Origin of the sequence: Streptomyces sp. AHU1 (genome assembly GCF_045343905.1) — a bacterium.
GTDB lineage: Bacteria > Actinomycetota > Actinomycetes > Streptomycetales > Streptomycetaceae > Streptomyces > Streptomyces triticiradicis.
Genome location: NZ_CP174283.1, coordinates 4,608,530 through 4,620,843 on the forward strand (window position 1 = coordinate 4,608,530; position 12,314 = coordinate 4,620,843).

Annotated in this window: 13 protein-coding genes; 6 read left to right on the forward strand and 7 right to left on the reverse strand. The window is 67.6% G+C overall.

Annotation, left to right across the window (positions count from 1 at the left end; all coding sequences use genetic code 11):
- Window positions 1–37: 37 nt before the first annotated feature.
- On the reverse strand, window positions 38–283 hold the full coding sequence (locus ACICHK_RS20590) for a hypothetical protein (RefSeq protein WP_406838050.1): 246 nt from the start codon (window positions 281–283) through the stop codon (window positions 38–40).
- Window positions 284–523: 240 nt separating this feature from the next.
- Window positions 524–895, reverse strand: coding sequence for an ArsR/SmtB family transcription factor (locus tag ACICHK_RS20595; RefSeq protein WP_406838051.1), 372 nt, complete (start codon window positions 893–895; stop codon window positions 524–526).
- Window positions 896–990: 95 nt separating this feature from the next.
- Here ACICHK_RS20595 and ACICHK_RS20600 point away from each other — a divergent pair, with 95 nt between their 5' ends.
- Entirely contained in the window at window positions 991–2,055 is a 1,065-nt protein-coding gene (locus ACICHK_RS20600; RefSeq protein ID WP_406838052.1) for a permease, read from the forward strand.
- A 107-nt stretch (window positions 2,056–2,162) separates the two neighbouring features.
- Here ACICHK_RS20600 and ACICHK_RS20605 read toward each other — a convergent pair whose 3' ends face one another.
- The gene (locus tag ACICHK_RS20605; RefSeq protein WP_245173078.1) at window positions 2,163–2,483 is read right to left on the reverse strand and encodes a metalloregulator ArsR/SmtB family transcription factor; all 321 of its coding nucleotides are present in this window, start codon (window positions 2,481–2,483) and stop codon (window positions 2,163–2,165) included.
- Window positions 2,484–2,673: 190 nt separating this feature from the next.
- On the opposite strand from ACICHK_RS20605, the gene ACICHK_RS20610 reads away from it, so the two are divergent.
- Both ACICHK_RS20610 and ACICHK_RS20615 read left to right on the forward strand, forming a co-directional pair.
- The gene (locus ACICHK_RS20610; protein ID WP_386598336.1) at window positions 2,674–2,847 is read left to right on the forward strand and encodes a hypothetical protein; all 174 of its coding nucleotides are present in this window, start codon (window positions 2,674–2,676) and stop codon (window positions 2,845–2,847) included.
- A 41-nt stretch (window positions 2,848–2,888) separates the two neighbouring features.
- The gene (locus tag ACICHK_RS20615) at window positions 2,889–4,136 is read left to right on the forward strand and encodes a pyridoxal phosphate-dependent aminotransferase (RefSeq protein WP_406838053.1); all 1,248 of its coding nucleotides are present in this window, start codon (window positions 2,889–2,891) and stop codon (window positions 4,134–4,136) included.
- A gap of 244 nt (window positions 4,137–4,380) precedes the next feature.
- Here ACICHK_RS20615 and ACICHK_RS20620 read toward each other — a convergent pair whose 3' ends face one another.
- The gene (locus tag ACICHK_RS20620) at window positions 4,381–5,466 is read right to left on the reverse strand and encodes a TniQ family protein (protein WP_406838054.1); all 1,086 of its coding nucleotides are present in this window, start codon (window positions 5,464–5,466) and stop codon (window positions 4,381–4,383) included.
- A gap of 169 nt (window positions 5,467–5,635) precedes the next feature.
- Here ACICHK_RS20620 and ACICHK_RS20625 point away from each other — a divergent pair, with 169 nt between their 5' ends.
- Window positions 5,636–6,091, forward strand: a complete 456-nt coding sequence (locus ACICHK_RS20625; RefSeq protein WP_406838055.1) for a hypothetical protein — start codon at window positions 5,636–5,638, stop codon at window positions 6,089–6,091.
- A 59-nt stretch (window positions 6,092–6,150) separates the two neighbouring features.
- Here the strand turns inward: ACICHK_RS20625 and ACICHK_RS20630 are convergent, their stop codons facing one another.
- Window positions 6,151–7,164 (reverse strand): hypothetical protein, encoded by a 1,014-nt coding sequence (locus ACICHK_RS20630; RefSeq protein WP_406838056.1) that lies wholly within the window; start codon window positions 7,162–7,164, stop codon window positions 6,151–6,153.
- A 651-nt stretch (window positions 7,165–7,815) separates the two neighbouring features.
- Entirely contained in the window at window positions 7,816–8,637 is an 822-nt protein-coding gene (locus ACICHK_RS20635; RefSeq protein WP_406841275.1) for a TIGR04255 family protein, read from the reverse strand.
- A gap of 231 nt (window positions 8,638–8,868) precedes the next feature.
- On the opposite strand from ACICHK_RS20635, the gene ACICHK_RS20640 reads away from it, so the two are divergent.
- Window positions 8,869–10,458, forward strand: a complete 1,590-nt coding sequence (locus ACICHK_RS20640; RefSeq protein WP_406838057.1) for a hypothetical protein — start codon at window positions 8,869–8,871, stop codon at window positions 10,456–10,458.
- 484 nt (window positions 10,459–10,942) lie between these two features.
- On the opposite strand, the gene ACICHK_RS20645 is transcribed toward ACICHK_RS20640, so the two are convergent.
- On the reverse strand, window positions 10,943–11,596 hold the full coding sequence (locus tag ACICHK_RS20645) for an FMN-dependent NADH-azoreductase (RefSeq protein ID WP_406838058.1): 654 nt from the start codon (window positions 11,594–11,596) through the stop codon (window positions 10,943–10,945).
- A 207-nt stretch (window positions 11,597–11,803) separates the two neighbouring features.
- Here ACICHK_RS20645 and ACICHK_RS20650 point away from each other — a divergent pair, with 207 nt between their 5' ends.
- Window positions 11,804–12,166: a winged helix-turn-helix transcriptional regulator gene (locus tag ACICHK_RS20650; RefSeq protein WP_406838059.1), complete on the forward strand. Its 363-nt coding sequence runs from the start codon at window positions 11,804–11,806 to the stop codon at window positions 12,164–12,166.
- The last annotated feature ends 148 nt before the right edge of the window (window positions 12,167–12,314 follow it).

Sequence of the window (12,314 nt, forward strand, 5' to 3'; positions counted from 1 at the left end):
GGCCGGGTCAACGGGTCGTGGCTACGAGGGCAGGAGGTCAGTCCCAGCCCGCGCCGTTGGTGGAGGGGCCGATCGGGGCGGTGTCCCAGCCGGCACCGGTGGCCAGGGTCTTGGGGGCGGTGTCCCAGCCGGCGCCGGTGGCCTGGGTGACGGGGGCGGTGTCCCAGCCGGCGCCGACCCGGGAGCCGAGCGGCGAGGAGCCCAGTGCGGAGGCGGAGCCGAGTCCGATCACGGACACCAGGACGGCGGCGGCAAGGCTCATCGAGGTACGCGAAACAGACATGGCTCTCCCCTTGAAATGACAGTGGCTTTTTGGCGACCGGCGGCCTGGTGGCCGGTTCCGGTGGTCCTGGGGGCTTGTCGCCCTCCCGGTGTCCATGAGTCTGTCCGAGGTCACCCAGGGTGCGGAAGAGATCACTGCTGGCATGAAGCGCGCCCGGCACCCTCATGCCTGAACATGCCAAAGGGCCGGTCACCTGCGCGCGGCGCGCAGGTAACCAGCCCTTGGCTGAAACGAGTTGGGTCAGGCGGGGAGGAGATCCGGCGAAGGGTCCAGAGCCTGGCACAGCACGGTCATGCTCCCCGGCGCGATCCGGTAGTACGTCTGACGCCCGCGCCGCTCACGCTCCAGGAAGCCCGCCTCGAAGAGCACCTTGAGGTGGTGCGTGACCGTCGGCTGGGTCAGCCCCAGCGGCTCGGTGAGGTCGCAGGTGCAGGCCTCGCCTCCCGGCTGGGTGCGGATCAGCCCGAGCAGCCGCAGCCGGGTGGCGTCCGCGACGACCTTCAGCGCGGCGGCGAGGTCATCGGCGGCCTCCGGAGTGAGCGGGCCGGCGAGCACAGGGGAGCAGCAGAGCTCCGAGATGGGCGTAGGCATACCCGATTCAACGACGGTCATCTATGGATTGTTCCCCAAACGCATTGACAGTCATCTATGAGTCGGGCAGAGTTCAACCCATCGACAGCCGTCTATGAGTTGAGTTGGAGCTCCCCGTGTTCGACACCGTCCTCGACGTCCTGGGCCGCACGGCCTCGGACGTCGGCCACTCCCTCTCCGCGAACTGGCCCTTCCTGCTGATCAGCGTGGTCGTGGCCTCGGCCATCCCGGTGTATGTCGGAGCGGACCGGCTCTCCTCCTGGCTGCGACGCAAGACGCTCTGGGCGGTCCTCGGGGCGGTCGTCCTGGCCACACTGACGCCGTTCTGCTCCTGCGGAACCACCGCGGTCGTCCTCGGCGCCCTCGCCACGAGCGTCCCCTGGACCCCGGTCATCACCTTCATGGTCGCTTCGCCGCTGACCAGCCCGGAGGAACTCGTCTACTCCACGGGCCTGTTCGGCTCCAACTTCGCCATGACCTTCTTCGTGGCGGCGATCGTCATCGGCCTCTTCGCCGGTCTCGTGACCTGGTTCATCGAAAAGACCGGCTGGCTTGAGGGCCAGGCCCGCCTGACCTCCACCGAGGCCGAGAAGAAGGCCGAAGAGAGCTGCTGCACCGGCGGTGACACCGAGGCCGACGACGTCCCGGGCAACGGTGGCGTCAGCGCCCCGGCCGGCTCCGGCGGTGGCGGCCTGGCCCGCACGGCCCTGCTGAACCGGCCCATCGCCCCGGCGCCAGCCCCCGCCCCGGTCGAGACCGACCTGGTCAAGCGGTGGAAGCTCGACGAGTTCGGCAACGAGCTCCTGGTCACCAGCAAGCGCCTCGCGCTCTACTTCCTCGGCTTCGCGACCCTGGGCTTCCTGATCATCAACTCGATCCCGACCCGCTACCTGACCGAGTACCTCGGCGGCGGCCACTGGTACTCCGTGCCGCTCTCCGCGCTCATCGGCATCCCGGTCTACCTGAACTCCGACGGCTCACTGCCGCTCGTCGCCACCCTGATGAAGGGCGGCATGGGCCCCGGCCCGGCGCTCGCCTTCCTGATGACCGGCGCAGGCACCAGCGTCGGCGCCATCAGCGGCATGCTCCTCATCGCCCGCTGGCGCGTCGTGGCCCTGGTCGTCGGCATCCTCTTCACCGGTGCGGTCGTCCTCGGCTACACCGCCCCGATATGGCTCTGATCCACCTGGCCTGAGCGCCAACGCAACAGACGGCAACGGCCCGCCCCCTGCTCCGGGGCGGGCCGCAGCCGTGTTCGGGGCGGGAGCGCGCACCGGCTCCCCTGCGGTCAGGCAGGGGTGGCGCAGGAGCCCTGCCCGAGCATCGCCTTCATTGCGGAGAGCTGACCGATCAGGGCGTCCAGCCTGTCGGAGCGCACCCGGTAGTACACCTCGGTCGCCCTGCGTTCGGAGGACAGCACCCCGGCCTCCCGAAGCTTCCGCAAGTGATGGCTGATGGTCGGCCCCGAGACGGAGAACTCCGCGGCGATCTCTCCCATGCAGACCTCGCCGGCCGGGCAGCAGGCCACGATGCTGGCGATCCTCAGCCGCACCGGATCCGCCAGCGCTTTGAACGCGGCTGCCAGGTCGGCCGCTTCGGCAGCGGTCATGGGTTCAGGGCAGCAGGGCGCGGATATCCCAGCAGGTGCAGGCTCGATCATGCGCCCAATCTGGCCGATCGGAGCCCCCTCCGTCCAGATCCGCCCGAGAAGCGGGACGCGACACCAAATCCATTGACGATCATCTATGCGTTCTGTCATTCTGTGAGCCATAGACGCTCATCTATGAATCGAGGATGTCATGCCGTCCATTCGCCACTCCATCCGCAAGTTCCGCCAAGCCCGCAACGACGCGTTCGTCGCCCGCGTCCGCTTCTGCGACGGATGCGCTGAAGTCAGCGATCCCGTAAGCCGCTCTGACAAGTTCCGCCGTGTCCAGAACTCCGCAATCGCCCTTCACGGCGCACGCATCTGAACCCCGTCACGACCGCACTGAACCCCACCTTGAGGAACGCCGTGAGCACTGCAACGCCCGCCCCCGAAGCGATCAGCCACGTCCGCCTGGCCCGACGGGCTGCACAGGTCCCGCCGTCCGCGACCGCCGCCCTGGACGCCCAGGCGAAGGCGCTGATCGCCCAGGGAGTGGACGTCATCAACCTCACGAGCGGTGAGCCGGCCTTCCCGACCGTCGAACCGGCGGGCCAGGCCGCCGTTGACGCGATCGCCGCAGACTTCACCCGGTACACCCCCGCCGCCGGCATCCCCGAACTGCGCGCGGCCGCCGCCGACTTCCTCAACCGGCACGGGACGGCGTACGGCAGGGACGACGTGGTCATCACGGCCGGCGCCAAGCAGGCCCTCCACTACGCATTCACCGCACTCGTCGAACCCGGAGACGAGATCTTGATCCCGGCCCCCTACTGGGTCAGCTACCCCCACCTGGCCGCCCTGGCCGGCGGCACCCTCGTCCCCGTCCGGCCCGCCCCGGGCGCGGGTTTGAAGGTGACCCCGGACCAGCTGCGGGCCGCGGTCACCGACCGCACCCGGGTCCTGCTCCTGAACAACCCGGCCAACCCTTCCGGCGTCGTCTACGACCGGACCGAGCTCGCCGCCCTCGTCCAGGTCGCCATCGATCACGACCTGGCGATCATCAGCGACGAGATCTGCGACCACTGGGTCTTCGGCGCCGCCGAACACGTCTCCGTCGCCGCCCTCGGCCCCGAGGTCGCGCAGCGCACGCTCACCATCGGCGGCGTCTCCAAGACCTTCGCCATGACAGGTTGGCGCATCGGCTGGGTCGCCGCCCCCGCCCCCGTGGCCCAAGCCATCACGGCAATCCAGAGCCACACCGCCTCCGCCCCGTCCTCCATCTCCCAGAAGGCAGCCCACGGCGCCCTGACCGCAGACCTCACCACCGAGCTGGAACGCCGGCGACTGGAGCTGGACGAGCGCCGCCGGACCACCATCAAGGCCCTAGCCGACATCCCCGGCATCGAGGTCGACGGCAACCCGGAGGGCGCCTTCTTCCTCCTTGCCGACATCTCCGGCACCTACGGCCGCACGCTGGCGGGCCGCACCATCACCTCCGCCGCGGACTTCGCGGAACTGCTCCTCACGGAGGCCAACGTCGCGGTCGTCCCGGGCGCCGACTTCGCGGCCCCGCACCACGTCCGCATCTCCTATACGGTCCCCCCGGACCGCCTCACGGAGGCGCTGGCGCGGCTCGCGGCCTTTGTGGACGGACTAGGGAAGAGGGCTGCGTAGGCTCGCCTCATGGCCAGGGAGGGTCTTCGAGCTCACCTGCTACGCCGAGGATCTTCGACAGGTTCTGGTGTGGTCCTCGGTAGCCGAGTGATTCGAGGACCAGCAGGGACATAGTGCCGAATGAGTGCCCATGTCTCTGTGACGAGCCTGGGAATCCGGTGGAGCTCTTTCCCGGCCCAGCACGGAGAGCCTCGTTCACCGAGATCCGCCGGGGGTGAACCCGTCGGCTTCGCCCTGGCGCGTCTCAGAGCCAGCCGCCAAGAATGATCAACCCGCGGTGCACCAGCGGCTCGACGAAGGGATTGGGCCGGAGGGACGGCCCGTACGCCAACTCCGCCACGTCCATGCGCCACGGTGTACGTCGGTGGTCGATGAGCCGAAGGTCGGCGACCCAGTCCGCGACCTCTGGGGGGGAATTCCCACGGCGCAGAAACGAGTCCGCGGCGCAAACGGCAGCCGCCACCCGAAGCGAGTCGGTCCACGGCCTTCTCCCGTCTCTCTTTCGTTGGGTGGTGCCCCTGGGAGAGCGCACCGCGTACCGCAGGAGAGGATCACCGCGCCGCAGCATCGACGGGGACATGAGCGGGATCAGGACCGAGGCCAGGGCCACGAGCATCCGGTCTTCATGCGAGGGCGTCCCGTCGAGCCAGGCGTGGACGCGAGTCTGCAGGGCCAGAACGGACTCGTCGCTCACCGGCGTCGGCTGGCACCGGGCCAACGGGAAGCCGCACGGCTCTCCCAGGCTGTAATTTCCCTCGCCCTCGTCGGTCCAGTTCTCGCAGGCTCGCTCGGGCGGGGCGTCATGCCGGAAACGGACGGTGTCCCAGCAGGCCTGGCACTCGGTCACCAGGTACACCCCGTGGTCCACACACGCGAACGACCAGGGGAGTTTCCAGCGCAGAAGCCAGCGCGGACCGTCGTTGCCCCGCAAGCACTTCGGGCACCAGCGGGCCTGTGAGTGGTGGAACCAGGCCCCCTTGTGCCATTGCTCGACCGCCACGCCGTCGGACGAGAACGGCGGCAGATGCGGCAGCGCGTTGCCGGCGTAGCGTGCGAGGGTCATCGCGTGCAGGCGCCCGGCGTCTATCCCGGTTAGCTCCTCCATCCGCTGAACCACCGGACCGGATATCCGCATCTCGGCCCCGGAGAGACCCCCGAGCCGATCGAGGTGAAGCTCCCGCAGGAGCGCCTTCATCTCGAGTTCCTGTTGCTGGGCGAGTGCACCGATCCAACTGGTCAGTGACTCGCCGGGTATCGGCTCAATCGCGGGCAGGGTCAGCGTGCGGCGCGGCTGGCGATGCTTCTGCGCTGTCCTCTTCGCAGTACTCACGAGGCGCATCCTGTGGCAGGCGCGTTCCGGCGAACTGCGGGTCGCGAACAGATCACCGATGTGGGTGACCCTGAGGCGCTCTTTCCTGACGGGATCCTGGCCCGTCGTGCATCACCCTGCTGGAACTCCTGGGGATGCTATTCGAATAACATAGAGGGAAGGTGGGGGTATGGACGATGCCCCTTCGGACGGCCGCGACGTAGTACGTCCTGTCCTCATCGATTCCTCGAAGCGCAGACTTCTCCTGATCCCGTCCGCGCCCGACAGCGAAGTCGGCTCCTGGACCGTGCCGACGTTCCCCATGCGCCCCGGTGAGACCGTCCGCCGCGCGGCACTGAGGCACTTGCGTCGCGTTGTCCGTCTCCCCGCGCTTCGCGTCCAGCCGCTCATCGGCCGCCTCTCCCGCAGGGACGTACCGCAGGGCGTTCAGTACGTCGTCGTGGTGCGGCCCGCAGGAGACAGCTGGCCGTCGGCCACCCGTTTCGCGTTCGCCCCGGAAGCCCAGTGGTGGACGACGGCCGAATTGCGGCGCTCCGGAGAACGGGTCGAACCGGCTGAACTGCTCGACTTCATGGACGGCTACTGGGAGGGATGGCTGCCAGACGGAGAGATCTCGCTGGACTAAAACAGGCGTGAACACAGGCAGCACATGTGGAAACGAACCCCACGGAACGGATGTTTCCTTCAGCGTGGCAGCGGAGGCGAGAGGTGATCGACATCGATCTCCTCGCTCTGGAGGACTCGCTCGTAGGTGATGTCTCGAATCGTGGTCACTTCGGCATCGATCTCACCGCCTGCAACGGCGTTGGTCACATCGTCCGGAGCGGGTGCCTTCGGATTGCATTCGGCGGCCAGGGACTGCGCAAACCCTTCCCATAGCCAGTGCCTTTCGGTCCGCTCTCCGTCGGTGGTGAGCTTGGTGAGTCGATCCGCAATCGCCGCAGGACGCTGCTTGACCCTGCCTTCCTCATCCCACAGCCATTGCTCAAGGGCCGGGGGTGGCTCAGGCTTTTCATTCTCATCGAACACGGGTAGAAGGCCGGGCTTCACGAGCACGAGCAGTGTGAGTTGGTAGGGCGGACCTGCATCCCAACTCGGACTGCACTCCAGCCGCAACGATTCCACCCATCCGTCCAGCACACGCCCCAGTGGGCTGTTGGTGTTGCCCGCCTTACTGATCACCGCACTCTTGAGCGGCTCCAGCCATGGTGAGACCTCGTCCGGGAAAGCGAAGCGAGAGAAGCGACGTCCGACTCGCATCCCGAAGGCTCGCAGGGCCGCTACATCCGCGACACCTCGCTGCGGTGCGAGAAGTGCAACGTGAGCCTTCGACACGGTGGCAATGTGGTCAAGATCGGCAAAGGCATCGGATCCGGCTTCGGGAACTGCGACGTATCCGGGCCTGGCTCCCTTCGCAGCCTGCTTCACCAGGTTCTCCGGCAACCTCACGATGGGGGCCACCTGGAGGTATGCCTTGTTCTGCTGCACGATGTCGCACGTCTGGCTAATGATCACTACACCGTCCGGAGTCGGATGCCAGACCGCCTCACCGGAAGGGCCGCGCAGCGGGATGCGGTCCGTATTGAGCACGTCCGCCTGCTGGTACCCCGAAAGATCAACTGGTGCGCACTCGGGCGGCGGGGTCTGCTCGACCAGCCGGTCCCCTATTTCGCCCGCGGGGAGGGATGGCTCGGTCATGTTGCAATTGCCCTCGCTACTCGTCAGTCATCCCCAGCAGCCCCGCCGGTGTGTACCCAGAGCCGCTCAGTGGCTGCCCAGGGCGGCGGTGCTCGTTCAAGAATCGCTCAATCGGGGTCACTCCGTCAGCTCTTGGCACAAAAAGCCAGGCTCGGCGTTCTTCAGATGTCTCGCCGGGTGCCGAGTTGACGATGCGTAGCAGCTCTCCCAACAGTTCTGTGTTCCGCGCGTTCATTCGCTTCCCGGAAGCCCACATGTGCACAGCACGCCGGCTGACGCCGAAGAGCTTTCCCAGCTGGTCCCAGGTCAAGCCTGAACGATCATGGAGTTGGGAGACTGAGGCGGCGGTGGTGGTTGCGCGCTCCGGAGCCGGGCTCCGCGTCGGCAAGGCGGTACCTGATTCCGCCTGGGTCTCATCGCCCAGGCCTTTGCGAACTTGGGGAGTGTAGGTACGGCCTTCGAGAGGTGTTGCCTGAGCTGGAGCAGCCGCAGCGCCAAAGGTCATCGTGCCTGCGAGACAGGCGGCCGCCACAGGACCTGCAACCCAGATGCGGATGCGGGACGAGGAAACGGCTTGTCGATGTTCGTCAGCCAGCTCGTACTGGGTTGTTGATGTTGCGGTATAGGGCCCAGGGTTCAGCAGGGTGCCAGTCATGGCTGACCACCGAAATGAGTAAGAAACTCCTGAGTTACGGCCCAACGGAAGAGCGTGTGAGCACGTTCGGCACAGGCCTCAGCAGCTCTCGAAACCGCAGCCGACTCTGCTGGCAGTGCCAGGCGCGGGTCTGGAAACTCCTCGTACGAGTCGAGGTCCAGCACCCAACTCGACTCGCCTACTGGTGGGAGTGTCGGGTCAAAAGTTCCGCTCTCCGGGAGGAGCCCGTACTGGACGAGTAGCTTCGCAGCGCCGTCGAAGGAGAGGAGTGTCTGTGACAGCGTGTACGAGAGCTGCGTGCCGCTCCCCAGGGAGGCTCCGACCAGGCCGAGAAACTCGGGGTGGACAAGCTTGGTCAGCTGTCCAAGTGCCGTCGCGCCGGTCAGACGGTTGGTGTAACGGATAGCGACGCGGTGATACGAAGGCACTCGAGTTACGGCCTGCAGGACGCCTGCCAGGCGCGCCAACTCGGCACAGAATCCGGTGCGGCCGGGATACGTTGCGGTCTCAAGCGTAAGCGCCCCGTTGGTCAGTGCGACGACACTCTGATGGTCTGCGGATCGAAGACGCCAGACCTTACCGACCTCGGCTTGCTGCATCGGCTGACCGGGGGTGAAAAGGAGAGTCTGTTCGACCCCCTGCTCGATGAAGGGATAGGTGTCCGAAAGTTCCTTGACGAAGGCTTGAACGGCTTCGTCTCCGGATGCCAACACGGACAGCGTGCCGAAGCGCAGCTGGCCGATCACTCTGGCCAGAGGCGCGTCAGGCAGCGCCACGTCATCGACCAGTAGGCGCTCGAAGAGTGGGCCCCGCTCCATCCCGTCCACACTTCACACTCTACTTCTCACTTGCTGGGCTGTCAGGAGAGCCGCGGCTGAGCGGCTGATTGTCACCCATCGGTGATCGGGGCGAACGCTGACTCTTCTGTGTGGGCCCTGGAGGGCGTCTCCTTCAGTCGGAGGAGGGGATCGCCATCGCGGTGCCGAAGCCCACGCGGCGACCTGCGAATTCTCCCTCTCGCGGGAGGCAGCGCTGGCTAGCGTGCTCTCATGGCTCTTGAACCGGTCTGGATAGCGCTTGTCGATGCTTCTTCGCTGTCTCCCGCGCAGCAACTTGTCCTAGCAGAGCTGTTGGCTCGCCATGGTGACCCCACGGCAGCAGCACGCTTCTTCGCCCGACCCGATGTGACGGCCGAAGCTCGAGCTTTTCTGATCCGGTCGACCTACGACCACCAGTTGATCAAGTCCGTGCTGGCCACGCCCGTGGTGACCACGGAGATGCTGCTGATCGCTGCCGACAAACTGGGCGCCGAGGCGGTCCTGACCGAGGTCGCCCGGACGCGATGGGATCTCAAGGAAGCCCAGCTGCTGCTTGTCGAGAGGCTGGATCACGCCTCGGCTCGTCGCGTTGCGGACTCGTGGGGTGGGTACGTCGGTCACGAGCTGCGTACAGCGCTGATCGACGCCGCCGTTCGGGACAGACCCAAGGGTCGTGAGCGCGGCGTCGCCTCCGATGCTTGGCGCAAGGCCGAGCGCGATGCGTGGATAGCCAGGGTGGAGGCGTGGCACGGCGACATCTGGGCCCTGCTGTCGGCCGAGTCCGCCCGGGGGATTTGGCCGGAGCTCATCGCTCGCGGCGAGGACCACGGCAGCACCAGTCTCATCGTCAACTTGCTGCTCAGCGAGGCGAAGGAACTCACCGACGAGACGCTGTCGGCCTGCCTTAAGTCGGAGTTCGCTGACAGTGCTCCTGCGGCCGAGTCCGACACTGACCTCCGGGGATGGGAAGCATGGTTGGAGCTCGAGCGGATCGCGGACATCGTTGACCGTCATCCTCGCGCTCTTCTCCTGCATGGAGTCGTTCTCCGTCCCCGGGTGGCGGCATTGATCGCAGTGGCCGTGGCTCATTCGAGGGAGAAGGGCATATCGGAGTGGGACTGGTCACACTTCGAGCCGGTCGCTGCCGTGTGCACAAGTCCCGAGGTGCTCGACGATGTCGCAGCTCTCGTGTCGACCGCCGTCCGGCCTTCCTGGCAGCGAGGTGAAGGGCCCGATCCCGAATGGGGCACCGGCCGGACCAAGGCCGCCGACGCTCTGGCCATGAACCCGTTGCTCTCTTCGGCCGCTCTGGCTCTCATCGCTCCCTTGCTCAGTCCCGTAGCCGCTGCTCGCTTCGTTCTGCATCCGGACGAACAGGTGCGGAAGGCAGCGGAAGAGGTCGTTGCTCAGGCTGTCGGGAAGATGCGCGGCGAGCGTTACGACGCACGGACCTCCCGAAAGGAGCCCGAGCGTCCGTCGGTGCCTCTGGACGACGTCCTGGCCGAGAGCGGGGACCCGCGAGCCGAACTGGCTGCCTTCCTGCCCCTCAAAGGGGCGGCGGCATACAAGCGGCAGGTCGCCGAGGCGATCGCTGCATCCCGGTTCGCGGACGCGGACCTCCTCCGGCAGTTGCCGGCCCTCATCGTTCTGGGAAGCACGGTGCAGGCTTCAACGGTTGCCCAACTGCTTCAGAGCGACCTGGGTGACAACGCCGACGCATGGGAGGCGTTTGTGGGGAAGGCGGGACGCCTTACGCCCAATGCCACCAAGAGCCTTTCGACGCTGATTGACGAGGCGCTCGACAGTGGGCCGGAAGCCTGATCCGCCGCCCGACGTGCACGGCGGGAAACGATCAATCTTTACCCGGGAAATGATCTTGAACGCCTCGGGATAGTCGCTGGCCAGCGCATTCCGTCGGTTCCCCACCAGCCGAAAGCCCCCCAGGTCATCGACCTGGGGGGCTTTCGCGTTGTCCGGGTGCTTCCGGGGCCGCGCGCGGGTTCCTCGTGCGGGGCCGGGCGGCGGGGGTGCGTCGCTCGTCGTGGGTCGCGCGGACGGGCGGGAGCGCTGTGAAGTGTGACGATGCTCTCACGCGGGTGACGGGGAATTGTCCGGGTCGGCGGCCGGCCGGCGGGTGTCCGGAGAGCCGCCGGGGCCCCGGGTCGGGCGAAGGAGCCCCCGCGAGACGGCGTGCGCCGGTCCGCGGGGGCTCTGGAGTCGTCATGTCCGGATGTCCGGCGGGCAGTGGTTCGCGGGGGCTCGGGGCCGCCGTGCCCGGCGGACGGTGGTTCGCCGGGCGCCGTGATTACGCGGCGAGGCGCCCCGCCACCTTCTTGGCCTGGGCGGCCGCGTCGTCGAGGGCCTTGCTCCGGGACGCCTCGAAGAGCGGGACCAGGTCGGACATCGCCGGGTTGTGCGGGGCCATGGTGAGCTCCGGGACGATGAATTCGACGTCGAGGCCGAGCATCTCGCCCAGCAGGGCCCCCAGGTAGTTCTGCACGTACTCGAAGCCCTCGCGCGGAGTGCCCGGCGCGTACGAGCCGCCGCGGCTGGCGACGACGGTGACCGGGGTGCCCTTGATCTTCGAGTCCTCCGTCATGGCGGTGCGTCCCACGAGGACGACGTTGTCCAGCCATGCCTTGAGGGTCGAGGGGATGGAGAAGTTGTACATGGGGGCGCCGATCAGGATCGCGTCCGCGTTCTCCACCTCCTCGATCAGCTTCACGCGTGCGGCGAAGGCCTCGGCCTGCCCGGGGGTGTGCGTGTCCGGGGCGGCGAAACCGGCGGTGTGGGCGTCGGCCGTGATGTGCGGCACGGGATGCGCGGCGAGATCACGGTGGATGACAGTGCCGTCGGGGTGCTGCTCCTCCCAGGCCGCGCGGAAGGCGTCCGCCACGGCGCGCGAGACGGAGGTGCCGTCCGGGGAGACGGACGAGTCGATGTGGAGGAGGGTGGCCATGATGATCTCCAGACAAAAGGGATGTATGAGGTCGAACGCCGGAACCGGGGCGGGGCCGGGAGTCGAGCGGGGGTGCGGGCCGGATCGGGACAGGGCTGTCGCGGAAGGCCGAGCCGCCCCGAAGGGCTTCTCTTTCGTTCCTAACTAGAGATAACACAGGTACTTACTTTTTTTCATCCCCTTGTGGGGACGCAGTACCCTGGGCGCATGGCAGAACCGGGAAGCCACGACGCGGGGCCGTGCCAGAAGGTCGACGACGGCATGACCCGTGTCTTCGCGCTGCTCGGAAAGCGCTGGACGGGCCTCGTGGTCGCGGTCCTGATGCAGCAGCCCGCCCACTTCGCCGATCTGCGCCGGGCGATCCCCGGCATCAGCGAGCGGATGCTCTCGGACCGGCTCACCGAACTCGGCGCGGCCGGGCTGGTCGTGCGCAAGGTCAGCGAGGGGCCGCCGCTGCGGGTCTGCTACGCCCTGACGGAGGCGGGCGCGGCGCTGGAGCCGGCCCTCAAGGAGCTGGGGTCCTGGGCGGAGAGACACCTGCCGGAGGGCGGCCCCTGCCGGCTGCGGTAGCGGGCCTGACGCGGCGCGACCCGTCCGGACCGTCCCCGGCGTCCCTGCCGTGACCGGGCCGTTCACGGTGTCGCCGGTGCGCTCGGCCGTTCCGGCGCCGCCGGTACGACGCCGCGGTGCGACGCCGCCGCTCCAGCGGTGCGCGCGG